Origin of the sequence: Synechococcus sp. EJ6-Ellesmere (assembly GCF_024345875.1) — a bacterium.
GTDB classification, from domain to species: Bacteria; Cyanobacteriota; Cyanobacteriia; order PCC-6307; family Cyanobiaceae; genus Regnicoccus_A; species Regnicoccus_A antarcticus.
Window position 1 is genome coordinate 1 of the sequence record NZ_JAGQBY010000025.1, and the last position, 25,460, is coordinate 25,460.

The window sequence follows — 25,460 nt, forward strand, 5'->3', positions numbered from 1 at the left end:
CTGAATCACTGCTGGGCACCATCGCCCTCAGCCAGGATGATCCGGCCCGCCCTGACGCCGAAAGCGAGGCCCGCGTATTGATCAACGACTACATGGCCCTCTACAGGCAGAAGGGACGGGTCAACGGACTGCCCTCCTTCACCACCATGCAGACCGCCTTGAACTCCCTGGCCGGGCACTACACCAATTACGCCAACCGCCCCCTTCCTGAAACGCTCAAGACCCGTCTGGAGAAGGAATTGAAAAAGGCCGAAACCTCTGTGGTCCGGGGCACCTGATCCCCTTGCAGGGTCAAGGGTCGGGGCCCTTTCTGCGCTCAGCCAGCTTGCCTGCAGACCACTGGGCTTTGACGAAGGGGCTGGTCATCTGAGACTCTTGACCCTTGTGCTTTGAAGCGGCTACGGGCCGCTGTGTCCTTGGCCAATGTTGTCGTCATCGGTGCACAGTGGGGCGACGAGGGAAAAGGCAAGATCACTGATCTCCTGAGCCGATCCGCCGATGTGGTGGTTCGTTATCAGGGCGGTGTCAATGCCGGCCACACGATCGTGGTCGACGACAAGGTGCTGAAGCTGCACCTGATTCCCTCCGGAATTCTCTACCCCGACACCATCTGCCTGATCGGTTCGGGCACGGTGGTCGATCCGCGCATCATGCTCGAAGAACTCGACATGCTCGAGGACTACGGCATCGACATTTCGGGGCTGAAGCTGGCCTCAACGGCCCACGTCACCATGCCCTACCACCGCCTGCTCGACCAGGCGATGGAACAGCGGCGTGGTGACCGGCGCATCGGCACCACCGGCCGGGGTATCGGTCCCACCTACGCCGATAAGTCGGATCGCAACGGCATCAGGGTGATCGACCTGCTCGATCCCGAGCGCCTGCGCGAGCGCCTGATGGGGCCCCTGGCCGAAAAGAATCTGATCCTGGAGCGGATCTACGGCCTTGAGCCCCTCGATCCCGAGGTGGTGCTGAAGGAATACCTCGCCTACGGCGAGCGTCTGGCCCCGCACGTGGTCGACTGCACCCGCACGATCCACCAGGCTGCCCGCGCCCGCCAGAACATCCTCTTCGAGGGCGCCCAGGGAACCCTGCTCGATCTCGACCACGGCACCTACCCCTACGTCACCTCCTCGAATCCCGTCTCCGGTGGCGCCTGCATCGGCGCTGGCGTGGGCCCGACGCTGATCGATCGGGTGATTGGAGTCGCCAAGGCCTACACCACCCGGGTGGGTGAGGGTCCTTTCCCCACCGAGCTTCAGGGCAGCCTCAACGACCACCTCTGCGACCGGGGCGGCGAGTTCGGCACCACCACGGGCCGCCGTCGACGCTGTGGCTGGTTCGATGGGGTGATCGGGCGTTACGCCGTGGAGGTGAACGGTCTGGATTGCCTGGCCATCACCAAGCTGGATGTGCTCGATGAGCTCGATGAGATCCAGGTCGGTGTGGCCTATGAGCTCGATGGCGAGCGCATCGAGCATTTCCCCAGCAGCGCCGAAACCTTCGCCCGCTGCCGTCCGATCTACCAGACCCTGCCGGGCTGGCAATGCTCGACAGCCGAGTGCCGCGCCCTGGAGGATCTGCCCGCCCCAGCCATGGCCTACCTGCGCTTCCTGGCTGAGCTGATGGAGGTGCCGATTGCGATCGTCTCCCTCGGTGCCCAGCGCGATCAGACCATCGTGGTGGAGGATCCCATCCACGGACCCAAACGCGCCCTGCTGAACGTATGACGATGCTTGCTGACGGCCGAAGCCTTGATGTTGTGGGCATCGGCAACGCGATCGTCGATGTGCTCGTCAGCTCCAACGACGCCTTCCTCGAGGAGCACGGCCTCAGCAAGGGCGGCATGGCCCTGGTGGATGCCGAGCAGGCCCAGCAGCTCTATGCCGCCGCCGGGCCGGGCCTGGAAACCTCAGGCGGCTCGGCCGCCAACACCCTGGCGGGCCTGGCCATGCTGGGGGCTCGGGCCGGCTTCATCGGCCGGGTGCGCGATGACCAGCTGGGGGCGTTCTTCAGCCACGACATCCGCTCGGTGGGGGCTCGCTTCGAGACCCCGGCAGCCAGCAGCGGAGCAGCCACCGCCCGCTGCCTGATCCTGGTGACCCCCGATGCCCAGCGCACGATGTGCACCTATCTGGGCGCCTCGGTGGACCTTGAACCAGCTGATCTCGACCTGGATCTGGTGCGACAGGCGGGGATGCTCTACCTGGAGGGATACCTTTGGGATGGGGAGGCCGCCAAGCGGGCCTTTCTCGCCGCCGCGGAGGTGATGCGCGCCGCCGGTGGCCAGGTGGCCCTCTCCCTCTCCGATGCCTTCTGCGTCGAGCGCCACCGCGAAAGCTTCCTGGAGCTGGTGGATGGCCATGTTGATGTGCTCTTCGCCAACGAGGCCGAGATCACCGCTCTCTACCAGTGCGATGGATTCGAGGCGGCAATGGAGCAGGTGCGTGGCCGCTGCTCCATCGCCGTGCTCACCCGCGGGGCGCTTGGTTCCGTGGTGCTGGGTGGCGGCGAAGTCCATCGGATCGACCCCTATGTGCTCGGCCCACTGGTTGACACCACCGGGGCCGGTGATCTCTATGCCGCCGGTTTCCTCTACGGACTCAGCCGGGGGGAGCCCCTGCAACGCTGCGGCCAGTTGGGATCCCTCTGTGCCGGCCAGGTGATCACCCAGCTGGGTCCCCGCCCGAGGGCTTCCCTTCCCCAGCTGGTGGCTGAACACCTGGGAACCCCACCCGCTCCAGCAACGGCTCCAGTGGCCACAGGCCTGCCTCGCTGATCGGTTCATCCGGTCGCTTCAGCAGCAACAGCGTCAGCCCCAGCTCAGCGCAGAGCCCCTGCCAGATCTGCTCCGTCGGCCCTCCCGACTGCCGGCAGAGCACGGTCGTGATGCCCCAGTGCTGCAGCAGGGCCCGCTCGATGGCGCCCAAAGCTGTGGCTGTGGCCGATAGGCCAGTGCCGGGCCTGTGGCAGGCGAGGCTCCCGGGCGCCAGCCCCGCCGCCAGTGCCAGCCGCAGGCTGGCGGGACTGGGCAGGATGCGGGCGAAGCAGGCCCTGGCGCCGGCCCGTTCCACCGCCCTGGCCAGATGACGGGCGCCGATGGCCAGCATCAGTCGCTCGCCTTCCAGATCCAGGGCGGCCAGATCCTCCAGCTGGTCCAGCAGGATCAGCCTGGATCCAGGCCGCTGGGGGGCAGGCGGACGCCAGAGGCGCAGCAGAGGCTGGTTAAAGCGGGCGCAGACCGCCGCCAGATCAGCGCTGATGCGGCAGGCGAAGGGGTGGCTGGCATCGATCACCCAGCGGAAGGGGGCCAGGGGAGCGTCCTGCAGTTCGGCTTCGATCGCCCCGGGCCCGGCCAGCGCCCCCAGGCGACTCTGCAGCCGGGGATGGGGGGCATAGGCGCGCAGAGCGTCCTCGCTCACCAGCGAGAGCTGCATACTCCAGCCGGCGGCCAGCAGCCGGGCGGCGATCAAGGGCCCCTCACCGGTGCCGCTCAGCAGCCAGATCGAGGGGTTGGGTCCGTGCATCAGGATGGAGCCCGCTGTCGCCGAAGGGGTCGTGAACCACTGTTTGCTGGAAGTGGTGGTGCTGGAGGCACCCCAGGTGCGCTACACCCAGGACAACCAGACGCCGGTGGCGGAGATGGCCGTCGAACTCGAGGGTCTCCGCCCCGATGATCCCCCGGGACAGCTGAAGGTGGTGGGCTGGGGCAATCTCGCCCAGGATCTGCAGAACCGGGTGCAGGTGGGTCAGCGGCTGATGATCGAGGGGCGGCTGCGCATGAGCACGGTCTCGCGACCCGACGGCATCAAGGAAAAGCGCGCTGAATTCACCCTCGCTCGCCTGCACCCATTGATGGCCCAAGCTGCCGCACCAGCCGCCGGGGTGCCGGCGCGCACGATTCCCCGGCCCGTACCTTCGGCAGCTCGTTCAGCCACTCCGGCCCCGCGCCCTGCCTCAGCGTAGCCAGCGGCTCCCACCTGGAACACCTCGCCGCTGGTGCCTGATCTCGCCGCCGACGACGACGAGATCCCGTTCTGAAGCCTGGATCAGCTGGCCTCCAGCCGCTGGCGTGCCTGGTCGAGCAGCTGACCGAGTTCCCGCTCCAGTGCTGCGAGATCCAGCCTCAGGTCGGGCCAGCGGCCGCCATCGATCTGTTGCAGCAGCCAGAGGCGGTCTTCGGTGAGCTGATCCAGCAGCGTCAGGGTGCTGGGGTCGTTGAGAGGAATCCTGGGAGTGGATGGAGGCGAAGCGGGATCGGCATCGGTGCTGGGCTGTTCCATGGCCGGTGGTGCTCCTGGGCAACGGTGGCCATCCTGGACCTCGCTGCAGGAAGATGGCGTCATGGAAGCACTCACATCGCCCGGCAGTCTGCTGACCATCCTCGGCGCGGCGCTCACGGTGATCGGCTCGATCGCCTACGCCACCGACAGCCCAAACATCAGCCTGGCAGGGGTGTTCTACGGCGTTCCGCTGCTACTGGGGGGTCTGGCTTTGAAGTCGTCGGAGCTGCCTCCCGCCCAGAAGCTGACGCCGGCAACCGAGCTGCGTGAGCTGCGCGAGCGCCCTGAGAGTGAGCCCCTGCGCAAGCTTCTCAAAGACGTGACCCGCTGGCGTTATGGCCAGAAAGCCCATCTGGAGAGCTCCCTCGAAGCCCTCAAACTCTGGGACGACGACGCTCCGCCGGAGTTGCTGAGCGTGGCCGAGCGCGATGTGGAGGGCAGCTATGGCCTGGTCCTCCACTTCCGCTGCCATGGGGTGCCAGCGGAGCGCTGGCTGGCCAAGCAGGAGCGCCTGGGCCGCTTCTTCGGTCCTGGCCTTCGCGCCGAGCTGCGTCTGGTCTCCCCCGGGGAGCTGGAGTTGAGCCTGCTGCCCGGCGCCGATGTGGCCGGACCCTCTGCCCACCCTCTCCCTTCCCCGTCTTGAGCCAGGACCCCGTCATCAGCGCAGAGGACACCCTGCGGGTGTCCGTCCTCAGTGAGGCGCTTCCCTACATCCAGCGTTTCGCCGGCCGCCGCGTGGTGGTGAAGTACGGCGGCGCGGCGATGGTGCGCGAAGACCTGCGTGAGGCGGTCTTCCGCGACCTGGCCCTGCTGGCCTGCGTGGGGGTGCAGCCCGTGGTGGTCCACGGCGGCGGACCGGAGATCAACCAGTGGCTCAAGAAGCTGGAGATCCCGGCTGAATTCCGTGACGGCCTGCGGGTCACCGACCTCGACACCATGGATGTGGTGGAGATGGTGCTGGTGGGCCGGGTCAACAAGCAGATCGTCAACGGTCTCAACCGGGTGGGCGGCCGGGCCGTGGGCCTCTCAGGCAGCGATGGGGCCCTGGTGGAGGCCCGCACCTGGGGGGAGGGTTCCCACGGGCTGGTGGGAGAGGTGGCGGCGGTCAACCCCGATGTGCTCGCTCCTCTGCTCCAGAGCGGCTACATCCCGGTGATCTCCAGTGTGGCGGCCGATCCCAGCGGTCAGGCCCACAACATCAATGCCGACACGGTGGCCGGGGAGCTGGCCGCCGCCCTTCAGGCCGAGAAGCTGATCCTGCTCACCGACACCCCGGGCATTCTGCAGAACCGTGAAGACCCGTCCAGTCTCCTGCGCCAGATCACCCTGCCCGAGGCCCGGGAGCTGATCAGCACCGGCGTCGTCAACGCGGGGATGACTCCGAAGACCGAATGTTGCATCCGGGCGCTGGCCCAGGGGGTCGGCGCGGCCCATATCCTCGATGGCCGCGTGCCCCATGCCCTGCTGCTGGAGGTGTTCACCGATGCCGGGGTCGGCACGATGGTGGTCGGCAGCAGCCGTGCCGCCAGCCGGGCGGGTGTCCCGCGGCGTGGCTGACGATCCGCTGGAGCCGGCACGGGCGGCGATCGAGCGCGGGGAGTATGGCCGCTGTCTGCGCCTGCTGGAGCCGATCGTGGCGGCCCATGGCGTCACGGTGCCCCTCGGGGGCCGGGCCCGGATGCTGATGGCCACCGCATTGATCGGCCAGGGTGAGTCGGAGCGTGCAGCAAGCTGTGTGCGAGGCCTCAAGGCCTGCGCCGATCCCGATCTGCGCCGCCAGGCCCGCGATCTCAGCCTGATTCTGGAGGCCCCCAGCCTCCAGCGGCCGGAGAACTGGTCGCTCACGCTGCCGCAGATCGGCGCGGTGGAGTCGCTGCAGCAACGGGTGGTGTCCCTGGATCAGGCTCGTCCAGGCCGCGCCAGACCGGAGGCACCGCCACCGCCGCCGGTGGGTCCAACCCGGGCGCCCCTGGGCTTTGCGATTGTGGTGGCGGCTGTGCTTTTGCTGCTCACGGGGCTGCTGGGGGGCTGCCTGCGCGTCGAAACCGACCTCAGCCTGCCGGCGCCCGGCCGCCTTGAGCTGAGCCAGAGCCTCACCAGTGTCAGCGGCAGCTGGATGCCCTGGCAGCGACAGTTCGCCAGCACCCTCGCCGACGATGCGGATCTCAGCCGCTTCAAGCTCTCCCTGGACCCGGATCAGGGCCGCCTCAGCCTCAGCAGCGGTGTGGTCTCGCCGGCGGAGGCTGCTGCCCTGCTCAAGCGCCTGGCCCTCGACGCCGGAGAGCTCACGGGGCAGGCCCTGCCTGCTCCGCAGCTGAGCCTTCAGGAGCGCAACTGGCTGCTTGGAGTTCGTCAACAGATCGGCTTCGAGCTCGACCTGCGCCAGCTACAGCCCCTGCCGGGTCTGAGCTTCAAGGTGCGGCTCAGCTCCATGGGTGTCGGGGCCGTGCGCACGGCCCAGCCGCTGGCTGTGGAACCCCGGCCCAAGGGCCTGAGCTGGCCCCTTCAGCTGGGGGCGATCAACCGGCTGGAGCTGCGCAGCTGGCGCTGGAGCCGCCTCGGACTGGGCAGCCTGCTGATCGTCCTGTTGCTGGTGCTCAGCCTTCTGCTGCAGCGCTTACGGCGGCAGGCGGGATTCGGCTGGCCGGAGTTGCCCTCTCCTTAGGGTTCACCTCAGAGCTCGATCGGATCAGGATCAATCGAGAGGCTCACGCTGCGAGCCAACCCAGCGCGCAGCTCGGCTTCTGGGGGCAGGGGCAGATCGGCGCCGGCGGGGCCGTGCAGCAACAGTTGCCAGCGGTAGCGGCCGGCCACCCGCGCCACCGCAGCAGGCGCTGGTCCGATCAGTTGCCAGCCGGCCTGCTCCACCTGGGGCCGCAGCTGCTCGGCAAGGGCGGCGGTGGCGGTGGCGGTGGCCGCTCCGGATGGCCCAGCCAGGCGCAGCAGACAGGCCCGGCTGAAGGGCACCAGGCCCGCCTGGCGGCGCAGCTGCAGTTCCGCCTCGAGAAAGGCGTCGTAGCGGCCATCGATCAGATGCTGGATCACGGGATGATCCGGCAGGTAGGTCTGCACGATCACCTCCCCGGGGCGCTCCCCCCTTCCGGCCCGGCCGGCCAGCTGCAACAGCAGCTGCAGGCAATGTTCCGAGGCCCGCAGATCCGGCCGGTACAGGAGGCCATCAGCTGCCAGCACCGCCGCCAGGGTGACCCGCGGCAGATCCATGCCTTTGGCGAGCATCTGGGTGCCCACCAGCACATCCGCCTCCCCGGCCGCAAAGCGCTCCAGCAGGCGCCTGTGCCCATCCCGGCCCCGGGTGCTGTCCCGGTCGAAGCGCAACAGGCGCAGGCCTGAGAGTTCCTGTTCCAGTTGCTCCATCACCCGCTGGGTGCCGGCGCCGAAGGGCTTGAAGGCGGTGGAGCCGCAGGACCCGCAGCGGGAGGTCAGAGGCTGGCGGTGGCCGCACCAGTGGCAGCGCAGGGTCTGGCTGCCGTCACGCAGGCGATGGACCGTGAGGGACACGTCGCAATCGGGGCACTGGACCACCTCTCCACAACTGCGGCAGCTCAGGAAACTGCTGTAGCCGCGCCGGGGCACCAGCACCACCGCCTGCTCCCCACGCTCCTGCAGCCGCTCCATCCGCTCCATCAGGGCCCGGCTGATCAGGCGGCGGTGGCCTTCCGCCAGCTCCTGGCGCAGATCCACCACCCGCACCGGCGCAGCCTCCTGACCACTGATGCGCCGGCTGAGGCGCATCAGGGTGGCCGGCTGCTGGGTCCGCCGGCAGGCCAGCCAGGATTCCAGGGAGGGAGTGGCGCTCCCCAGCAGCAGCCGGGCTCCGGCGGCGCGGCAGCGCAGGCGGGCCACATCTCTGGCGTGGTAACAGGGCATTGGACTGTCCTGCTTGTAGGAACTGTCGTGTTCCTCATCGAGCACGATCAGGCCCAGGGGCGCCAGAGGCAGGAACACCGCCGAGCGGGTGCCCACGGCGATCAGTGGCTCAGTGGCGCCGGCCTGCAGGCAGCGGCGCCAGGCAGTGATGCGCTCCCGTTCCGTGAGGCCGCTGTGGAACTCGACGAGGCGGCCGGCGAAGCGGGCACGGCAACGGTCGAGCAGCTGCGGGATCAGTCCGATCTCCGGAGTGAGCATCAGGACGCTGCGACCGGAGGCCAGGCAGTCCGCCGCCGCCTGGAGGTAGACCTCCGTCTTGCCCGCCCCGGTCACTCCCCAGAGCAGGAACTCCTGCGGGCCGGAGGCCGCGAGGATCTGATCGAGGGCACCCTGCTGCTCAGAATTCAGGGGTCGGGGAGGCTCGAGCTGCCCGCCGGTCAGATCAGGAGACTCATGAGCGGCGGCTGCCGGAGAGGCACCGCTGCCAGAGAGGAAGCGCTGCTTGCGGCGCAACCAAGCCTTGCTCACCAGGGCCTGCACCAGGGAGCGGCTGAATCCCCACGCCATGATCGTGCTCTGGGGAGCCGAGCCGGCGCTGGCCCGCAGGCGCTCGATGAGTTGACGTTGGCGGCTGGTGAGAGGCAGGGGGCTCTCCAACAGCTCCAGCCACCATTGGGAGCGCGGCTGGCCATGGGCCCGCCCCGCCCGCTGTCCCAGCCAACCTGGAGGCAAGGCTGTCTTGAGGGTTCGAAACAGGCTGGTGTGGCACTGACGGGCCACCTCCTGCAGCAGCGCTTGCCAGTGGGGATCCACGGCGGCGGCCTGGTGAAGGCCCTCCACGGACTGGATCACCGCTGGATCGAGATCGGCCGGAGGCGCCGCCAGAGTCTCGACCACCAGGCCGATCTGGGGGCGGCCCCTCAGGCGCAGGGTCACCAGATCCCCGGCCGCCAGGCCCAGGTCCGGGGGGGCGGCATAGGTGAAGATCCGCCCCTCCCGACCGGCCTCCACCCAGACCTGAACCCAGCGCGGGGGCAAGGAGTTCTCCAACGGCGTCGAGATTCGCCTTGCAATCCCCATAGGGGTTTCTTAAGATAAGGGGGTTGAGCAGCTCAATTGGCTGCTGTCGGAACCAGGCAGAGTTCCGTCCAGTGGGAAGACCTGAAGAGCAGGCCGATTGGAGAGTCCCTCCAGCGCGCCTCCCGGTCTGCGAACACCCCTGACAGCCCTGCCTGGCCTCCGGGCCGTTCCACGTCGTCAGGTCTTTGATTCCACAGCTTCCACCCGGCCCTTGATGGTGCCTGTTCTTGATCCCGGTCGGCCATCGGCTGCACCCGGATGTTGAAGCAAAGATTTGTGTCGTGATGTTGTCATCACGCTCAATTGGCTCGGCTGAATGGCCGGTCTGATCCTTTCGGCCCAATTGTTTTCACTCGACCATTCCGTCACCCCGTCGCAGTCCCGCTATGAGCCCAGTGTCCGCCGCCAGCCCCAAGCCAGGCGTTCCTCAGATCCTGATGGTGGCCGCTCCATCGGGAGAGGAAGTGGCGGTGAAGCTCAAGCCGAAGGCCAGCAGCAGCAAGGCCAAAGCCTCCGCCAAGTCCAAGGCTGACCCTGCTGTCGCTGGCAGCGAGGCCGAAGCCCTGGCGGCAGCCAACACCGTCACCCGGACCCGCAAACCTGCTGCCAAGGCGAGTTCGAAGAGCACCACCGCCAAAGCCGGGGCCACCAAATCGGCGGCCAAGACCAGTTCCACCAAGGCAAAAGCAACCACCGCCAAAGCGGCGGCCAAGCCCAAGAATCAAGCGGCCAGCACCGATCTCAGTGCAGCGGCTGACCAGTTGCTCGAGGCTGCCGACGGGGCCAAGGACAAGAAGACCGCAGCCAACGCCAAGGCTCTGGCCAGCATCAAGGTGGGGCCCAAGGGCGTTTACACCGAAGATTCGATCCGGGTCTACCTGCAGGAGATCGGACGGATCCGTCTGCTCCGCCCCGATGAGGAAATCGAGCTGGCGCGCAAGATCGCTGACCTGCTGCTGCTGGAAGAGCTGGCCGGCCAGTTTGAGCAGGACAATGGCCACTACCCCGACAACAAGGAATGGGCCGTGCTGGTGGACATGCCACCGGTGAAGTTCCGTCGGCGCCTGATGCTGGGCCGCCGGGCCAAGGAAAAGATGGTGCAGTCGAATCTGCGCCTGGTGGTGTCGATCGCCAAAAAGTACATGAACCGTGGCCTCTCCTTCCAGGACCTGATTCAGGAAGGCAGCCTCGGCCTGATCCGCGCCGCCGAGAAGTTCGACCACGAGAAAGGCTACAAATTCTCCACCTATGCCACCTGGTGGATCCGCCAGGCGATCACGCGTGCCATCGCCGACCAGAGCCGCACGATCCGCCTGCCGGTGCACCTCTACGAAACGATCTCCCGCATCAAAAAAACCACCAAGGTGCTCTCCCAGGAGTTCGGCCGCAAGCCCACCGAGGAGGAGATCGCCGAGAGCATGGAGATGACGATCGAGAAGCTCCGCTTCATCGCCAAATCAGCTCAGCTGCCCATTTCCCTCGAAACCCCGATCGGCAAGGAGGAAGATTCCCGCCTGGGCGACTTCATCGAAGCCGACATCGAGAATCCTGAGCAGGATGTGGCCAAGAATCTGCTGAGGGAAGATCTCGAAGGCGTGCTCGGCACCCTCAGCCCGCGGGAGCGGGATGTGCTGCGGCTGCGTTACGGCCTCGACGACGGCCGCATGAAGACTCTCGAAGAGATCGGTCAGATCTTCGATGTGACTCGCGAGAGAATCCGCCAGATCGAGGCCAAGGCCCTGCGCAAGTTGCGGCATCCCAACCGCAACGGTGTGCTCAAGGAGTACATCAAGTAATCCCGAGCCCCTGAGTCCACTGAGTCCACGCTCCGCCGCGGCCCTGTGCCGGGCGAAGGTGGAGGCTTGTGTCCTGTTCCTTGCCGGATGGTGTGGTGATCACTCAGGGATGGATGGACTGGCTGGAGCGCGATCAGCGCCGGCTCTGGCTCGTGAGTGGGCTCGGGTATCTGCTGCTGTGCTGGCTGGCGTTCTTTCAGAACCTGGGCAGCCTCTCGCTGATGGACAAGACCGAGGCCCTGTTCGTGGAGGTGGGTCACCAGATGGTCGAGCGGGGCGACTGGATCACCCCCGTCTGGAATGGCGAACTCTTCTTCGACTACCCCGTCTGGGGCTACTGGATGGTTGCCCTCAGCTTTCGCCTCTTCGGCGTGAGCGAGTGGGCCGCCCGCCTGCCAGTGGCCCTGGCGGCCAGCGCCGTGGTGCTGGCGGGTTTCGGCCTGCTCTGGGTCAGCGCCAGCGCTGAGGAGGGGCTGCGCCGGCGCTGGCAGAGGGCAGCGTTCGGTGCGGCCCTGCTGGCGCTCAACCCCGGCTGGATCGGTTGGGGCCGCAGTTCCGTCACCGACATGTTCCTGGCCAGCGCCATCGCCCTGAGCCTCTTCGGTTTCTTCCTGAGCTACAGCCAGCCCTCCGGCAGCACGGCCCGCCGCCTTGGCCTCGTGGCGATGCCCCTCTTCAGTGCCATCGCTGTGCTGGCCAAGGGGCCCGTGGGCCTGGTGCTGCCGGGGCTGGTGGCTCTGGTCTTCCTGATCGCCCAGGACCAGCTGATCGCCTACGTGCGGCGATTGCCGTTTCTTCCGGTCGCTGTGATCTTCCTGGTCGTGGTGCTGCCCTGGTACGTCCTGGCGGCTCACGCCCATGGCATGGCGTTTCTGGGGGGGTTCTTTGGGTTCAGCAACATTCAGCGGTTCACCTCGGTGCTCTACCGCCACGCCGGCCCCTGGCACTTCTACCTGCCCTGGGTGCTGTTGCTGCTGCTGCCCTGGTCGTTCCATCTGCCCGTGGCCCTGGTGCGCCTGCGCTTCTGGCAGTTGAAGGCCTGGCGCCGCCAACCTCCCCAGGCCCAGTTGGCTCTTTTTGCCCTGGTCTGGTTCCTGGTGGTGCTGCTGTTCTTCTCCGCCGCCGCTACCAAGCTGGCGGGCTACATCCTCCCTCTCGTGCCGGCCACGGCCCTGCTGCTGGCCCTCTATTGGTTTCCTCTGGCGAGTGTCGCCCCAGCGGCCCATCATGGCAGCGATGGGCGGGCTCCACAGCAGCTAGATCGTCCCCAGCGCTGGAGCGCCTGGATCAACGCCCTGGTGTTCGCCGCCCTGGCCCCGGCCGCTGTCCTGGCACCGCGCTGGGCCGCCACGGATCCGGCCTATCCCGGCTTCGCCGAGGCCCTGAGGCGCTCGGGTCTGCCCGTGGTGCTGGCCCTGATCCTGGCGGGAAGCGCCATCGCCCTGGTGGTCCTGCTGCTGCGGGCCGGCAAGCCCCGGGCGCTGTGGCTGCCGGATCTGGCCGCCATGCTGCTCTTGCTGGCTCTGGTGGTGCCCCCCCTGGCGCCGCTGATGGAGACCCAGCGCCAGCGTCCGGTGCGCGAGCTGGCCGAGCAGGCCGTAGAGCTGGCAGCACCCGGCGAACCGCTCTGGGTCGTGGGCTACAAGCGCTACAGCGTGGTGTTCTACAGCGGCCGTCAGGCCGTCTTCCTCGACAGCCCCGAGGGTGCTCGCGATGCCCTGCAAGCGCCCCCGGGCCCTGGCTCAGCCACCGGCAGCGTGCTGATCTTTGGGGAGGAACATCGCCTGAGGGATCTGCCCGGGACCCTGCCGGGGGCCACGCTGCTGGAGAGCCGAACTGGCCATCAACTCTGGCGTGTCCCGCGCAGCACAGGGAGCGATGGTCGGGCACGATGAGTGATCCAGATCACCAACGATTCGATCGGCTGGTCACTTGATCCGAACCCATTCCCCGATTTTCTCCGCACCGACACCCGCCGCAATCCGCCGCTGGCTTCAGCTGTTCGGCCCGGTGCGGCTCCTGCTCTGCGGCCTGGCGGCCCTGGTGGTGATCCTGATCGAGCAGTTGGTGCTCAGCCAGCAGGAGCCGGTCTTCGATGAGGCCGTGCTGGCCTGGCTGGGGGAGCGCATCCCCGAGGGCATCGGCCGCTTTCTGGTGCTGGTGTATCAGGTGAGCGGCACCCGCTTCACGGCGATGCTGGTGCTGGCGGCCTTGATCTTCCTGATGATCAAGCGGTCGTGGAACCAGCTGATCTGGCTTGCGATCGGCACCAGCGGCATCCTGCTGATCGTGGATCGCTGGTTGAAACCCCAGTTCGACCGGGCCAGGCCCCTCGGACGACTGGTGGAGGTGATCGGTCGCAGTTTTCCCAGCGGCCATGCCGCCGGAGCGGTGGTGTTCTATTTCCTGATGTGCACAATCCTGGCGGAGCGTTACCCGCAGCTGCGCCGCCTACTGGTGCTGGGCTCCGCCCTCTGGGTGGGTCTGATCTGGGTGAGCACCCTCTACTGCCGGGTTCACTGGCTCACCGACATCATCGCGGGGGCGGCCGTGGGGTTCATCTGGCTGAGCATCTGTCTGACGAGCCTGCGCTTCTGCGCCGACCGTCAGAGTGGCTGAACCCGAGCAGGCCGTCATGACCATCAGCAGCACCGCACCCTCCAGCCCCTCTGCCCCCGGGGATCGCCTCGAAGGCTCAGATCCGCTGGTGGTTGATCTCGCCAGCCTGCTGGGCCTGCGCAGCGCCCCCAACCTCGATGCTGCCCAGCGCCAGGCTCTTGGCCAGGAGCTGAAGGGGCGCCTGGCGGCCTGTGACTGGTTCACCGTTGGCGTGATGGCGCCTTCCGCCCAGGCGGCGCTGGCTGCCCTGCGCTCCTGTGAGGCCGCCCACGGCTGGAGCCCCCTGCAAGCCGAGAGCGAGACTCAGGTGGAGGGTCCGGTGTTCCTGAAGGGGAATCAGCGCACGGGCCGCTTTCTGCTGCGGGCCGAGTCCGGCCTTGGCGAGGGGCTGCTGATCGGCGGTCAGAGCGACAGCCATCCGGAGGCCACCGGCACCTGGGGGCCCCTGCCCCTCGACTTTTTCGGCTGATCACGGTGCAGCCTGTTCTGGCCTGGGGCTGGCCGGCCAGTCCTTAGGCTTGACCGCTGTTCAACGGCCACGCGGCCGGGCTGAGGAATCGATTGATGGCTGGCACCACTCTGCGCATCGCCTCCCGCCGCAGCCAGCTGGCGATGGTGCAGACCCACTGGGTGCGCGATGAACTGACCAGGGCTCATCCGGACCTGGAAATCAGCATCGAGGCGATGGCCACCCAGGGCGACAAGATCCTGGATGTGGCCCTCGCCAAGATCGGTGACAAAGGCCTGTTCACCAAGGAACTGGAGGCCCAGATGCTGGTGGACCGGGCCGACATCGCCGTCCACAGCCTCAAGGATCTGCCCACCAACCTCCCCGATGGGCTGATGCTCGGCTGCATCACCGAGCGCGAAGACCCCGCCGATGCCCTGGTGTTGCACGAGCGCCACCGGGGCTGCAGCCTCGAAACCCTTCCGGAGGGCAGTGTGGTGGGCACCAGCTCGCTGCGGCGCCTGGCCCAGCTCCGCCACCACTTCCCCCATTTCCAGTTCAAGGACGTGCGCGGCAACGTGATCACGCGCCTTGAGAAGCTCGATTCCGGCGACTACGACTGCCTGATCCTGGCGGCCGCCGGCCTGGGGCGCCTGGGCCTGGGCCACCGCATCGACGCCCTGATCGATCCCTCGATTTCGCTGCATGCGGTGGGCCAGGGGGCCCTGGGGATCGAGTGCCGCCATGGCGACAGCGCGGTGCTGGAGCAGATCAAGGTGCTGGAGCACCTGCCAACCGCCCGCCGCTGTCTGGCGGAGCGGGCCTTCCTGCGTCAGCTCGAGGGCGGGTGCCAGGTGCCGATCGGCGTGAACAGCCGCTTCGAGGGGGAGGAGCTGGTGCTCACGGGGATGGTGGCCAGCCTTGATGGCCTGCGCCTGATCCGGGATGAGGCCCGGGGCCCTCAGCAGGATCCCGAAGCGATCGGCACCAGCCTCGCCCAGCTGCTGCGCAGCCAGGGTGCTGGCGAGATTCTGGAGGAGATCTTTGCAGAGGTCAGGCCCGAAGCCTGAGGCAGGCTCCTCCGCACCTCTGGAGGGCGACACCCGCGGTCTGCCCTTTCAGTGGAGCCTGCTGGCCTGGGCTGCGCTGGTGGGCCTCCTCACCGGTCTGGCCGTGGTGGGCTTCCACTACCTGCTGGGCTTCATCAACAATTTCCTGTTCGGCACCCTGGTGGAGTGGGTGCTCGATCTGGTTAGTCCGCACCAGCTGGATCCGGCCACGGTGGAGGTGTTCAGTGCCCCGGCTCCGGATTCCGGCACACCCCTGAAAGCGCTGCTGCAGATCGGTCTGGGGGGGATCGGCTTTCTGCCGCCGCCTCCGGCGCCTCTGCCCGAGCCAACCCCCCTTCCCGCGATCGGACCCGCCGGTTGGCTGGCCTCCTGGCCCGTGGTCATCGCTCCCCTGCTGGGTGGAGTGGCGGTGGGGCTGCTGCGCCAGCTGGGCCGAGATCTGGGCCCCAGCCTGCCCAGCCTGATGGCGATGGCCGACGGAGCGGCGCCTGCTCTGCCGCGCCTGCCAGGGCTGCGTCTCGTGGCGGCCTCTCTCAGTCTGGGCAGTGGCGCTTCACTCGGGCCCGAAGGGCCGAGCGTGGAGAGCGGCGGCAACCTCGGCCTGTGGGTGGGACTGCGCGGACGGCTGCCGCCCGAATCCCAGAAGGCCCTGGTGGCAGCCGGTGTGGCGGCGGGACTGGCGGCCGGCTTCAAGGCACCGATCGCCGGGGTGTTCTTTGCCTTCGAAGGGGCCTACAGCGCGATTCCCGGGCGGCCCAGCCTGCGGGCGGTGCTGGTGGCGGCGGTGGCGTCCTCGCTGGTGACCCAGTTGTGCCTTGGTGACGAACCGATCTTCCGGCTGCCGGCCTATGAGGTGCGCTCACCGCTGGAACTACCGCTCTACCTGGGCCTGGGGCTGGTGGCCAGCCTGATGTCGTGGGCGCTGGTGAGCCTGCTGGCGGCCGGGCGCAGCGAGCCTGTACAGCACTGGTTCGCCCGTCTGCCGCTCTGGCTGATCAATGGCCTCGGCGGCCTCGCCGTGGGTGTGCTGGCCCTGGGCTTCCCCCAGGTGCTTGGGGTCGGTTACGACACGATCGAGGCCCTGCTCGGCAGTGAGGGTGGAGTGGCGCTCACCACCCTGGCGTCCCTGCTGGTGGTGAAGTTGCTGGCCACGGGTCTGAGCAATGCCACCGGGTTCGTGGGCGGGGGCTTCGCGCCGGCCCTGTTCCTCGGTGCGGTGCTAGGCAATCTCTATGGACAGCTGCTGGGGGACGGCGGCTTGGGTCTGCCGGTGGCGGAACCACCGGCCTACGCCATGGTGGGCATGGCGGCCGTGCTTGCCGGCAGTGCCAGGGCGCCGCTGACGGCGCTGCTGTTGCTGTTCGAACTCACCCACGACATCCGTATCGTGCTGCCACTGATGGCCGCCACCGGCCTCAGCGCAGTCCTGGTGGAACGCTGGCAGGGACTGGCGGATCCCGGCCTGCTGGGGCCGGATCCGGCCGAAGAGGAGCGACGTCAGGAGCTGGCCTCCCTGAACGTGCTGGAGGCCCTGGAAGCGGAGGCACCATTGGTGATGAAGGCCACCACGCCGGCCAGGGAGGCCCTGGGACAGTGGATCGAAGCCCACGGCCACTGCCTGGTGGTGGAGCGCGACAGCTGGGTGATCGGGGTGGTGACCCTGATCGACCTGCAGCGGGCGATCAGCGCCGTCCACGGCGGGGAAGGGTTGCCGCTAGCGGAGTGCCGTCGCTCCGATCTCCTCTGGCTGCCCGATCTTGCGAACCTGGCCCAGCTCGAAGACCAGCTGGTGCCCAATGGTCTGCGCCAGGTGCCGATCTTCGACCTCGGCGGTCCTGGCCCTGCCCAGTTACCGTCTGGCTTGCCGAACAGCGGTCTGCCGGCTAAAGCTCTGTTGGGCCTGGCCAGCCGCGATGGCATGGCCAGAGCCCTCGCCCGTCAGCTTCGCAGCTGAGTTCAGCTCACTTCACCACCACCACGGGAGTTCCCACCTCCACCATCTCGAACAGCTTGCGCACATGCTCGTGGAACATGCGCACGCAACCGTTGGTCACGGCGGAGCGGGAGCTGACGGTCCAGGACCAGGCACTGGGGGTGCCGTGAATGCCGAATTGATTGGGCCCCTTGGTGTTGAAGCCGATCCAGCGATCGCCGAGGGGACCATTCGGTCCGATCACGCCTTTCTTCTGCCCAGACTTGGTGCTCACGTACTGGGGATTGATCACCTTGTTGATCACGTTGAAGGTTCCCAGCGGTGTGGGGGTGGCGGGATCACCGATCGCCACCGGCCAGGGGCCGTAGACCTTGCCATCGCGTTCCAGGCGAATCTCGCGCTTGCCAAGGGCCAGCAGGATCCTGGAGTTGTTCACAGGAGCTGCCTGGGGGGCTGCCGGAGCCGCTTCCGGAGAAGGTGCCTCAGCAGGCGCGGGGTCGGCCTGGAGCACTGCTGCTGGGCTGCCGACCGAGGGAGGCGCCGTTGGCGGAGGAGCCGTGGCTGGAGCGCTGGGGATCGGGGCGGGGGGGGTGATGATGCCGCTGCCACTGGCCAGAGCCGGGGGCGACCAAACCGGCCCGGGGCCGGCCAGGCCGGGGAGCAGGGCTGCAGCAAGGCCGGCGGGGGGCCCTTACAGTCCGGAGGGAATGGAGAGCATGCTGTGGATCGGGGCTGTGGACAGGTACGACGACGAACGCACGGGGCGATTCAGTTCACCAGTTTGCCGTCAATCTGCTCGAGATAGCGGGTTTCGCACTCCTTGATGATCCGAACCGCCTCCTGGGTGTTGAGAAAACCATTGACCTTGCAGGTGCCTGGCTTCTTCAGATCCTTGTAATGCTCCCAGTAGTACTGGGTTTCCTTGAGCCAGTGGTCGCCCAGCTGCTCATAGCTGGTGATGTGATCCATGCGTTTGTCATCGGCCAGCACGGCGATCACCTTGTCGTCCACCTCGCCGCCATCATCGAAAGTCATGATGCCGATGATGCGGGCCTCCACGAGGCTGCCGGGCACCAGCGGTTCGGTCACACCCACGATTTCGATGTCAAGCGGATCGCCGTCCTCGTCCCAGGTGCGGGGGATGCAGCCGTAGGCGAAGGGGTAGGAGAGCGAGGAGTAGCCCACCCGATCAAGCTTGAGGTGGCCGGTTTCGGTGATCAGCTCGTACTTGTTGATCGTCATCGAGTTGAGCTCGACGATCGCATTCAGCCGCAGTTCGGCCTCATCGGCGAACGCCGGCAGCACATGCAGAAGGTTGAGCATGGTGCGGCTGGGGGCGTGGTCGATGTTCGCCATGAGGAGTTGCGAAGCGGCTGCGGCGGCATCTTACGGACGCCGGTGCGGCTGAACCGCCGTTGCTGACTCAGGCGGACTCCAGCAGCCGATCGACCTTGCCTGAGAGGTAACGCAGGAACGGGCTGGCGCTCAGGGGCGCCCCGGTGACCTTGGCCACCAGCTCTTCCCCATTGACGGATCGGCCCAGGGGCCAGACGTTCTCGCCGAGCCAGTGCTGAAGCTGAAGCTCCTGGGCGGCGCCCACCGTCGACTCGATCGGCCCGAGCTCATGCTCCATGGTCTCGGCCAGCTGGGCACTGATCAGGTGGCCGAGGGCATAGGAGGGGAAGTAGCCGAAGAGGCCTTCGGCCCAGTGGATGTCCTGCAGGCAGCCCTCCGCATCCCGCTGGGGCCTGAGGCCCAGCAGTTCACCCATGCGCCGGTTCCAGAGCTCGGGCAGCTCCACCACCGGCAGCCCCTGTTCCACCAGGGCCAGTTCCAGTTCGAAGCGCAGCACGATGTGCAGGCAGTAGGTGAGCTCGTCGGCTTCCACCCGGATCAAGCCCGGCCGCATCGGGTTGAGCCCTCGCCAGAAGGGGTGGCTGCCGCCCCAGGGATCGCTGCCCAGGGCCCGGCAGAAGCGGGGATGCCAGCGTTTGGCGAAGGCCTGGCTTCTCGCCACCCGGCACTCCCAGAACAGCGATTGCGATTCATGCACCCCCATCGAGGTGGCCTCCCCGAGGGGCCAGGGGAAGTAGTGGTCATCACCGCGGGGGAGCCCCTGTTCATAGAGGGAGTGGCCCCATTCATGGGCAGTGGCCAGGAAGGCGGAGAAGGGTTGATCGGGCACCACCCGGGTGGTGATGCGGTAGTCGGCTGGGCCCAGGGTGCAGGAGAAGGGATGGGCCGAGCGCGAGCGCTGGCAGCGGGCGGGGTCGTAGCCCCAGCTCTCGAGCAGCTCGGCGCAGAGGGTCTCCTGGTGCGCCTCCGGGATGGCTGCTGCTGTGGTCGAGGGGCTGGCCGCCGCAGCAGGGGATGAGGACAGCACCCGCTCCAGCAGCGGCGGGATCCCTGCGCTCAGGGGTGTGAACAGCTCCTGGAGTCGATCCTTGCTGGCGTCGGGTTCGAAGGGTTGGGCGGGGATCTCCCAGGGGCTGCGGCCGGCCAGCTCGATCGGGGCCAGCTGAGCGGCCTGCTCCCGCCGCAGCTGCAGCAACTCCTCAAGCGCTGGCTGGAAGACCGCAAAATTGTTGTTGCGGCGCGCATCCTGCCAGACGGCATTGCCCCTGGACTGGGCCCTGGCCAGGCAAGCCACCAGCTGGGGATCCAGGCTGCGTTGCCGCTCCAGCTCCTGCCGCAGCAGCTGGAGATTCCGCCGGGTGCGCCCGGACGCGGCCTGTTCCACTTCGGCTTCAGCCGCCGCCACCAGATCCGCATAGCGCTCGCTGCTCTGGCGCTCATGCAGCTGAGTCGCCAGCAGGGCCAGCTGCTGACCCCGCCAGTCGGCGCCTGCCGCCGGCATCACCGTGTTCTGGTCGTAATACAGAGCGCTGCTGATTGAACCGAGCAGCCGGGTCTGGTGCAGGTGCTCATGGAGGCGCACAAGAGCCTGACCCGTCTGGGGCATGGGGGGAAGAAGGGTGAAGCGGTGCAAGCATGGCGCGGCGCATCAATCAGCTGCTGCCCTGAGCGTTTGCCAGTGGAGTTCCATGGCGACCGAGCCCTCGAGGCTGCGCTTCACCGGGCAGCCTTCGGCGGCACGCTGCAACAGGCGGATCTGATCTTCCGTGAGATGAGCCGGAAGAGCCACCCAGACCACCAGCCGCTCGATCTGGCGGACTCCACCGCTGGTCATGGTCTTCTCGACCCGGGCCGTGCAGCCCTGAAGCGGAATGGAGTGGCGTTCGGCCACGATGCCCATGATCGTCAGGATGCAGGTGGCCAGGGCCGTGGCCACCAGGTCGGTGGGCGAAAACCGCTCACCCAGGCCCTGGTTGTCCGTGGGGGCGTCGGTGCTGAGGCCGGAGCCCGAAGGACCATGGCTGGCGCTGCAGCGCAGGTCACCCTCGTACTGGCAGAGGATCGTGGTCATCGGCTCGGAGGGTCTGGAGCGGGCTTCCGCGTGCTGTGATCCTGACGGAGCACGGGCTGTGATGTGCTCTTCAGGATCAGTCTCGGTAGCTTGTATTGAGAAGGCCCGCAACGCTGGCCTCACAGCCGGGCCCCATGCTGCTGGCCGAGATCTTCACCAGCCCCGCTCTCAGCGAGGGGTCGGCCGTCGAGGGCCTGTCCAAGGCGATCCAGCTCTCGGTGGCGCCGGTATTCCTGCTCACGGGCATCACCGGACTGCTGGGGATGTTCACCACGCGACTGGCGCGGATCATCGATCGCACCCGCTTCATCCAGGAGGCGATGGAGCGCAGTGATCTGGGCCAGGCCAAGCGCCTGCGGGGAGCTCTGAAGGTGCAGAGCCGCCGTACCTTCCTGATCAACCGCGCCATCCTCTGCACCACCGTCACCGCCCTGCTCGTGTCGGGGGTGGTGGCGGTGATGTTCATCAGTGCCGTGGCCGCTCTGGACCTGGCGGCAATCGTGGTGCCTGTGTTCGTCCTGGCGATGGCCTCGCTGATCGTGGGACTGGTGTTGTTCCTGCTGGAAGTGCAGCTGGCCATCCGCCAGAACCCCCGCCGGTATTACTGAACGCAAGGGAAGGTGTGGACTCGGGCGGATTTCTTCAGCGGGAGGCGCAGTCGCGCCAGGAGGTGATGGCCATGCTTGAGGGCAGGAGCCTGATGGTGGCGAGCGGCCGCAAGCTGGTGATCTCCCTGCTCACCGGGGTGATCGGGGATCGTTGCCAGTGGTTCGGCTCTGCCACCTGTGAGAGCAAGGCGCTGGAATTGTTGAGCGAGCGTCAGCCGCAGTTGCTGTTCGTGACCCACCCCCTGCGTCCCGGTAGCGGTGTGGAGCTGGTGCGGCGAGCCAAGGCACTGAACCCGAAGCTGCGCTGCCTGCTCTTGCTGGAGGAGGAATCCCCGCCCCTGGTGCGCGCCGCCCTGGAAGCCAGCTGTGACGGCATCTGCGCCGATCGCGGCGTGGGCTTCGGCCATATCGTGGCGGCCACCCGGGCGGTGCTCGGCGGCGGCTTCTACATGGAACCCCAGTTGAGGGATCTGCTCGCCCTGGCCTGCCGCGCCAGCCGTGATCCGGCGGGGCCGGGCCTGAGTGCGCGGGAAGTCGAGGTTTTGGAGCTGGTGGTGCGGGGGTACCAGAACCCTCAGATCGCCAGCCGGATGCACCTGTCGGTGGAAACGGTACGCAGCCACCTCAAATCAGCGTTTCAGAAGCTCGGGGCCACAGGACGCACCCATGCGGCGGTGATGGCGGTATGCCAGGGGCTGGTGAGCTGGCATCTCGATGAGCTGCCCTGATCCGCCCGGGATCACTTGCGCCGGCAATAGCCACCGCCGACATTCATCCAGCCGGAGGCGCAGGACTCACCGTCGCTGGGGGTAACCCTGTACGTGGTGACCCCGAGGGTGCTGCACTTGCCGTTGAAGAGATCGACATAGCCGAGTGGACACATCTCCTTGAGCTTGGGCACCACCTTCTGGGCCTGGGCCGGGGCCGCAACGCCCGCGATCGCCAGCGGGACGACCAGGCTCAACAGCAGCAACCGGTTGCGTCGGCTTGCGGAAGGCGGAGCGGAGGGCATCGCTGGGGATCTGGGAACCTGGATCGAGCCTAGGTTTGATGAGCTTCGTCAGGGGGCGGGTGGTCGTCCGGCTCTGCAACAAGACGCGACTCAGGTGCAACGGCCGTGCGTTCCGCTGACCACTTTCTCCCCCTCCAACCCAGATGTTGCGTCAGCACCTCGACCGGCTTGAACTGACCACCGCTGGGGAGGGCTTCCACGACCTGACGTCCCGGCTCGGGACATGCCTGGCGGCCACCGGCCTGCAGCTGGGGGTGTTGCACCTGAGCGTTCTGCACACCAGCTGCAGCCTGACCATCAATGAGAACGCCGATCCGCGGGTGCTGCAGGATCTGGCCGCCTATCTGCAGGCTGTGGTGCCTGAGGAGGGGGTGCGTCCCATCAGCGGGGCGGGCCCCCTGCGCCCCTGGGTCCACGACGACGAAGGGGCTGATGACATGCCGGCCCACATCCGCACCGCCCTCACCGCCAGCAGCCTCAGCCTGTCCTTCGAGCGGGGACGGCTGCTGCTCGGCACCTGGCAGGCGATCTACCTGTGGGAACACCGTCGGAGCCCCCACCGGCGTCAGCTGAGCGCCCACTGGATCGGCAGCTGACGCCGGCCCCAGCACTCCCAGAGCCCCATCAGAACAGCGGACTCGTCGAGGTCGTCACGGGAGTGCACCACCAAGCTGCGCTGCTGTTCGGCGGAGCTGAGTGGTTCAGCCGTGCGCTGCTGCTCCAGCAGGACCGCCATGTCGGCGTCACTGGGGTCGTCATCCAGGCGTCCGCGCTGCTCCAGCCGCTGCTGCATCAGGGTCTGATCGGCCCGCACCTCCAAGAGCAGGGGCACCGCCCCCAGCTGCCGGGCCAGTTGTGTGGCTCGCTCCCGGCTGGCGGCCCTCAGGTGGGTGGCATCGAGCAACACCCATTGGCCCTGGACCAGGCTGGCCTCGGCGGCGGCGAGCAGGGCGTCTTCCGTGCGGCTGTGGGACTCGGGGCTGTAGATCGTCCGGCGCTGCTGGGCCGATGGGCGCTGCAGGGGGCTGAGGCCGTAGAGACGCTTGCGGATCAGGTCGCTGCGCTGGTGCTCCGCCAGCAGCCAGGGGGCCAGGCGGGCGGCCAGGTGGCTCTTGCCGCTGCCGGACACGCCATGGAGCAGGACCAGCGCCGGCGGCCTCAGCCCACGGCTGGCGTAGGCCAGGGCCAGGCTGAGATAACGCCGCGCCATCCCCTCGGCGGCCTGGCGCTGGGGCCCGGGGATCTCCGCCTCTTCACTGGTGGCCGCTTCCACCTTGGCCCGCACATGGGCGCGGTACGCGCAGAAGAGCTGAAGCACGGCCGGCTCGATGGCCTGTCCGTAGCCGGCCAGGAGGGCTGCCACGCGATCGCCGTGACCCGCCGCCTGCAGGTCCATCACCAGGAAGGCCAGATCCGACGCCCGATCCCCCTGGCGCAGATCGGCGTTGAACTCCACCCCATCCACCACCGCCAGCTCCGGCTGCAGCAGCACGTGCTCCAGGCGCAGATCACCGTGACCATCCACCGCCTGCCCCGCCTCCAGCCGCTGGCGCAGACGGCTGCGGCTGCGGCGCAGGGCCAGGGCCAGGGCGCTCACCAGCAGCCCATGCACCTCTGGCGGAAACAGGGCTGGCACCGATCGGCGGGTGGCGCGCACGTTGTTGCGCAGCACCGCCGCAAAGCGCCGATCAGCGCCGAAGGCCAGCTCCGGCGCCAGGGGGTGCTGATCGTGAAAGCGGGCGATGCGCTGCCCCAGCCCCTGGAGCTCAGCGTCGCTGACAGCGCCGGCCGCCAGGCGGGCCGCGAGGGTGTCGCCGGCGGCAAAGCGGCGCATCACCACCATGTGCTCGCCTCCCCGATGTTCGTCGCCCAGGGCCCCGAGGAGGAGCTCACCAGCGGGGAGCTGCAGCACGGGCGCCACGCCGAGATAGAGATCAGGGGCCAGGCGGCTGTTGAGGCGCACCTCCTCGCGGCACCAGTGCAACCGCCGCTCGGCGCTGCCGTAATCGAGCAGGCCCCAGAAGCGCAGGGGCTTCTTGAGCTTGAAGGCGCGACAGCTGGTGAGGAAGACCACGCTGATGTGGGTGTGGATCACCTCCACCCGCCGTTGATCGACCGGCTGCTCCCCCCAGGCCTCGTCGGGATAGGGCCCGGGGCGGGAGAGGGCGCTGATCAGGTCAGCCAGCTCAAGCTGTGCTGCCGAGCTGGGCTCTGGGCCTGGTAAGGGATCGGGGGTAGCGGATGTCACATCAGCTGGAAGCAATTGAACGCGGGGCCACCGACCTGGCTCCGTACGTTGCCTGGACGACACGCCTTCGACCATGACCCAGCATCGCCCCCCCCGGCTCCGCTCCAGGGCGATCGCCCTTGGCGGGGCTCTCTGGCTGGCGTTGCTCACGGGCTGCAGCAACGCTCAGAAGCCAGAGAAAACCGGCGCTGTGGGCGGTGCTTCAAGCGCCGGCCAGGAGGTCAATGTCTATTCCGGGCGCCACTACAACACCGACAAGGAGCTCTACAAGCAGTTCACCGAAAAGACCGGCATCAAGGTGAACCTGCTCGAGGGCAAGGATGATGAATTGATCGTGCGCCTGAAGAGCGAAGGAGAGGGCAGTCCCGCCGACGTGCTCGTGCTTGTTGATGCCGCCCGCATTCAGCGCGCCCGCCAGGAGGACCTGTTCCAGCCGATCAGCTCTGCGGCCCTCAACCGCGACGTGCCCGCCAGCCTGCGTGATCCCTCCGGCAGCTGGTATGCCCTCACCCGCCGGGCCCGGCCGATCATGGTGAATCCGGCCCTGGTGGACCCGGCCAGCCTGAGCACCTACGCCGATCTGGCCAGGCCGGAGCTGAAGGGCAAGCTCTGTCTGCGCAACCGAGCCAGTGTCTACAACCAGTCGCTGGTGGCCGACATCCTCGTGCAAAAGGGTTCCGCCGCCACCAGAACCTGGTTGGAGGGCCTGGTGGCCAATGTGAAACCGCCCTTCTTCACCAGCGACACCCCGATGCTGCGGGCCCTCGGGCGGGGTGAGTGCGGCGTGACGGTGGCCAATCAGTACTACCTGGCTCGCATGCTCTCGAATGACTCCAAGCCGGAGGACCTGGCCCTGGCGCAGACGATCAAGGTGGTCTTCCCCAGGCCCACCCACGTGAACATCACCGCCGCCGGGGTCACCCGCCATGCCCGCCATCCGGAAGCGGCCACGAAGCTGATCGAATTTCTGGTGTCCCCAAGCTCCGGCAAGGGCTATGCGGCCGCCAACAACGAATACCCGCTGCAGGGATTCGGTGACAACCCGATC

The 25,460-nt window shown here is 67.7% G+C and carries 25 protein-coding genes and 1 pseudogene; 17 read left to right on the forward strand and 9 right to left on the reverse strand.

Going from position 1 to position 25,460, the window contains the following annotated elements; genetic code table 11:
• The 3 genes from psb27 to KBY78_RS04335 all read left to right on the forward strand — a co-directional run.
• Positions 1-278, forward strand: a 278-nt coding sequence (gene psb27, locus KBY78_RS04325) for a photosystem II protein Psb27 (RefSeq protein WP_255142559.1), incomplete at its 5' end; no start/stop codon positions are given.
• Between the two features lie 132 nt (positions 279-410).
• Entirely contained in the window at positions 411-1,730 is a 1,320-nt protein-coding gene (locus KBY78_RS04330) for an adenylosuccinate synthase (protein ID WP_198005179.1), read from the forward strand.
• Complete coding sequence (locus tag KBY78_RS04335; RefSeq protein ID WP_255142563.1) at positions 1,727-2,779, forward strand: adenosine kinase; 1,053 nt, start codon at positions 1,727-1,729, stop codon at positions 2,777-2,779. Before KBY78_RS04330 ends, KBY78_RS04335 begins: the two co-directional genes overlap by 4 nt.
• Here the strand turns inward: KBY78_RS04335 and KBY78_RS04340 are convergent.
• Positions 2,667-3,527, reverse strand: a complete 861-nt coding sequence (locus KBY78_RS04340) for a precorrin-6A/cobalt-precorrin-6A reductase (protein WP_255142564.1) — start codon at positions 3,525-3,527, stop codon at positions 2,667-2,669. The genes KBY78_RS04335 and KBY78_RS04340 overlap by 113 nt on opposite strands.
• A gap of 31 nt (positions 3,528-3,558) precedes the next feature.
• On the opposite strand from KBY78_RS04340, the pseudogene KBY78_RS04345 reads away from it, so the two are divergent.
• A pseudogene (locus KBY78_RS04345) lies at positions 3,559-4,041 on the forward strand (single-stranded DNA-binding protein).
• 8 nt (positions 4,042-4,049) lie between these two features.
• Here the strand turns inward: KBY78_RS04345 and KBY78_RS04350 are convergent.
• The gene (locus KBY78_RS04350; RefSeq protein WP_006171243.1) at positions 4,050-4,283 is read right to left on the reverse strand and encodes a hypothetical protein; all 234 of its coding nucleotides are present in this window, start codon (positions 4,281-4,283) and stop codon (positions 4,050-4,052) included.
• 61 nt (positions 4,284-4,344) lie between these two features.
• Here KBY78_RS04350 and KBY78_RS04355 point away from each other — a divergent pair, with 61 nt between their 5' ends.
• The 3 genes from KBY78_RS04355 to KBY78_RS04365 are packed head-to-tail and all read left to right on the forward strand — an operon-like array spanning position 4,345 to position 6,948.
• The gene (locus tag KBY78_RS04355) at positions 4,345-4,926 is read left to right on the forward strand and encodes a DUF2854 domain-containing protein (protein ID WP_037979697.1); all 582 of its coding nucleotides are present in this window, start codon (positions 4,345-4,347) and stop codon (positions 4,924-4,926) included.
• A complete protein-coding gene (argB, locus tag KBY78_RS04360) occupies positions 4,923-5,840 on the forward strand; it encodes an acetylglutamate kinase (RefSeq protein ID WP_006171245.1) in 918 nt (305 codons plus the stop codon). The genes KBY78_RS04355 and argB overlap by 4 nt, the downstream gene beginning before the upstream one ends.
• Positions 5,803-6,948, forward strand: coding sequence for a DUF3153 domain-containing protein (locus tag KBY78_RS04365; protein ID WP_255142565.1), 1,146 nt, complete (start codon positions 5,803-5,805; stop codon positions 6,946-6,948). Before argB ends, KBY78_RS04365 begins: the two co-directional genes overlap by 38 nt.
• 8 nt (positions 6,949-6,956) lie before the next feature.
• Here the strand turns inward: KBY78_RS04365 and priA are convergent, their stop codons facing one another.
• Positions 6,957-9,251, reverse strand: coding sequence for a primosomal protein N' (gene priA / locus KBY78_RS04370; RefSeq protein WP_255142566.1), 2,295 nt, complete (start codon positions 9,249-9,251; stop codon positions 6,957-6,959).
• A 386-nt stretch (positions 9,252-9,637) separates the two neighbouring features.
• Between priA and rpoD the strand changes: the two genes are divergently transcribed.
• From rpoD to KBY78_RS04400, 6 genes are all read left to right on the forward strand, one after another.
• Positions 9,638-11,047, forward strand: coding sequence for an RNA polymerase sigma factor RpoD (rpoD, locus tag KBY78_RS04375; protein ID WP_255142567.1), 1,410 nt, complete (start codon positions 9,638-9,640; stop codon positions 11,045-11,047).
• 95 nt (positions 11,048-11,142) lie between these two features.
• Positions 11,143-12,942 carry a glycosyltransferase family 39 protein gene (locus tag KBY78_RS04380; protein WP_255142568.1) on the forward strand — a complete coding sequence of 600 codons (1,800 nt, stop codon included), beginning with the start codon at positions 11,143-11,145 and terminating at the stop codon, positions 12,940-12,942.
• Positions 12,943-12,979: 37 nt separating this feature from the next.
• Positions 12,980-13,666: a phosphatase PAP2 family protein gene (locus tag KBY78_RS04385; protein WP_255142569.1), complete on the forward strand. Its 687-nt coding sequence runs from the start codon at positions 12,980-12,982 to the stop codon at positions 13,664-13,666.
• Between the two features lie 16 nt (positions 13,667-13,682).
• Positions 13,683-14,135: a DUF1824 family protein gene (locus KBY78_RS04390; RefSeq protein WP_255142570.1), complete on the forward strand. Its 453-nt coding sequence runs from the start codon at positions 13,683-13,685 to the stop codon at positions 14,133-14,135.
• Positions 14,136-14,230: 95 nt separating this feature from the next.
• On the forward strand, positions 14,231-15,184 hold the full coding sequence (hemC, locus tag KBY78_RS04395) for a hydroxymethylbilane synthase (protein WP_255142571.1): 954 nt from the start codon (positions 14,231-14,233) through the stop codon (positions 15,182-15,184).
• On the forward strand, positions 15,159-17,138 hold the full coding sequence (locus KBY78_RS04400; protein WP_255142572.1) for a chloride channel protein: 1,980 nt from the start codon (positions 15,159-15,161) through the stop codon (positions 17,136-17,138). The genes hemC and KBY78_RS04400 overlap by 26 nt, the downstream gene beginning before the upstream one ends.
• A 7-nt stretch (positions 17,139-17,145) precedes the next feature.
• Here the strand turns inward: KBY78_RS04400 and KBY78_RS04405 are convergent, their stop codons facing one another.
• The 4 genes from KBY78_RS04405 to KBY78_RS04420 all read right to left on the reverse strand — a co-directional run bounded on the left by KBY78_RS04405 (position 17,146) and on the right by KBY78_RS04420 (position 20,544).
• Positions 17,146-17,553 carry a L,D-transpeptidase gene (locus KBY78_RS04405; protein WP_255142573.1) on the reverse strand — a complete coding sequence of 136 codons (408 nt, stop codon included), beginning with the start codon at positions 17,551-17,553 and terminating at the stop codon, positions 17,146-17,148.
• Positions 17,554-17,885: 332 nt separating this feature from the next.
• Complete coding sequence (locus KBY78_RS04410) at positions 17,886-18,473, reverse strand: inorganic diphosphatase (protein ID WP_255142574.1); 588 nt, start codon at positions 18,471-18,473, stop codon at positions 17,886-17,888.
• A 67-nt stretch (positions 18,474-18,540) separates the two neighbouring features.
• Positions 18,541-20,079, reverse strand: a complete 1,539-nt coding sequence (locus KBY78_RS04415; RefSeq protein ID WP_255142575.1) for a carboxypeptidase M32 — start codon at positions 20,077-20,079, stop codon at positions 18,541-18,543.
• A 42-nt stretch (positions 20,080-20,121) separates the two neighbouring features.
• On the reverse strand, positions 20,122-20,544 hold the full coding sequence (locus KBY78_RS04420; RefSeq protein ID WP_255142576.1) for an OsmC family protein: 423 nt from the start codon (positions 20,542-20,544) through the stop codon (positions 20,122-20,124).
• A 134-nt stretch (positions 20,545-20,678) separates the two neighbouring features.
• On the opposite strand from KBY78_RS04420, the gene KBY78_RS04425 reads away from it, so the two are divergent.
• Both KBY78_RS04425 and KBY78_RS04430 read left to right on the forward strand, forming a co-directional pair.
• Positions 20,679-21,152, forward strand: coding sequence for a DUF2721 domain-containing protein (locus KBY78_RS04425; RefSeq protein ID WP_255142577.1), 474 nt, complete (start codon positions 20,679-20,681; stop codon positions 21,150-21,152).
• Between the two features lie 65 nt (positions 21,153-21,217).
• A complete protein-coding gene (locus KBY78_RS04430) occupies positions 21,218-21,880 on the forward strand; it encodes a response regulator transcription factor (RefSeq protein ID WP_255142578.1) in 663 nt (220 codons plus the stop codon).
• A gap of 11 nt (positions 21,881-21,891) precedes the next feature.
• Here the strand turns inward: KBY78_RS04430 and KBY78_RS04435 are convergent, their stop codons facing one another.
• Positions 21,892-22,164: a hypothetical protein gene (locus KBY78_RS04435; RefSeq protein ID WP_255142579.1), complete on the reverse strand. Its 273-nt coding sequence runs from the start codon at positions 22,162-22,164 to the stop codon at positions 21,892-21,894.
• Positions 22,165-22,307: 143 nt separating this feature from the next.
• On the opposite strand from KBY78_RS04435, the gene KBY78_RS04440 reads away from it, so the two are divergent.
• Positions 22,308-22,760, forward strand: a complete 453-nt coding sequence (locus tag KBY78_RS04440) for a secondary thiamine-phosphate synthase enzyme YjbQ (RefSeq protein WP_255142580.1) — start codon at positions 22,308-22,310, stop codon at positions 22,758-22,760.
• Here KBY78_RS04440 and KBY78_RS16265 read toward each other — a convergent pair.
• Positions 22,730-24,412, reverse strand: coding sequence for a bifunctional aminoglycoside phosphotransferase/ATP-binding protein (locus KBY78_RS16265; RefSeq protein ID WP_255142581.1), 1,683 nt, complete (start codon positions 24,410-24,412; stop codon positions 22,730-22,732). The genes KBY78_RS04440 and KBY78_RS16265 overlap by 31 nt on opposite strands.
• Before the next feature lie 73 nt (positions 24,413-24,485).
• Between KBY78_RS16265 and KBY78_RS04450 the strand changes: the two genes are divergently transcribed.
• Positions 24,486-25,460 (forward strand): extracellular solute-binding protein (locus tag KBY78_RS04450; RefSeq protein WP_255142582.1); only part of this gene is annotated, 975 nt, incomplete at its 3' end.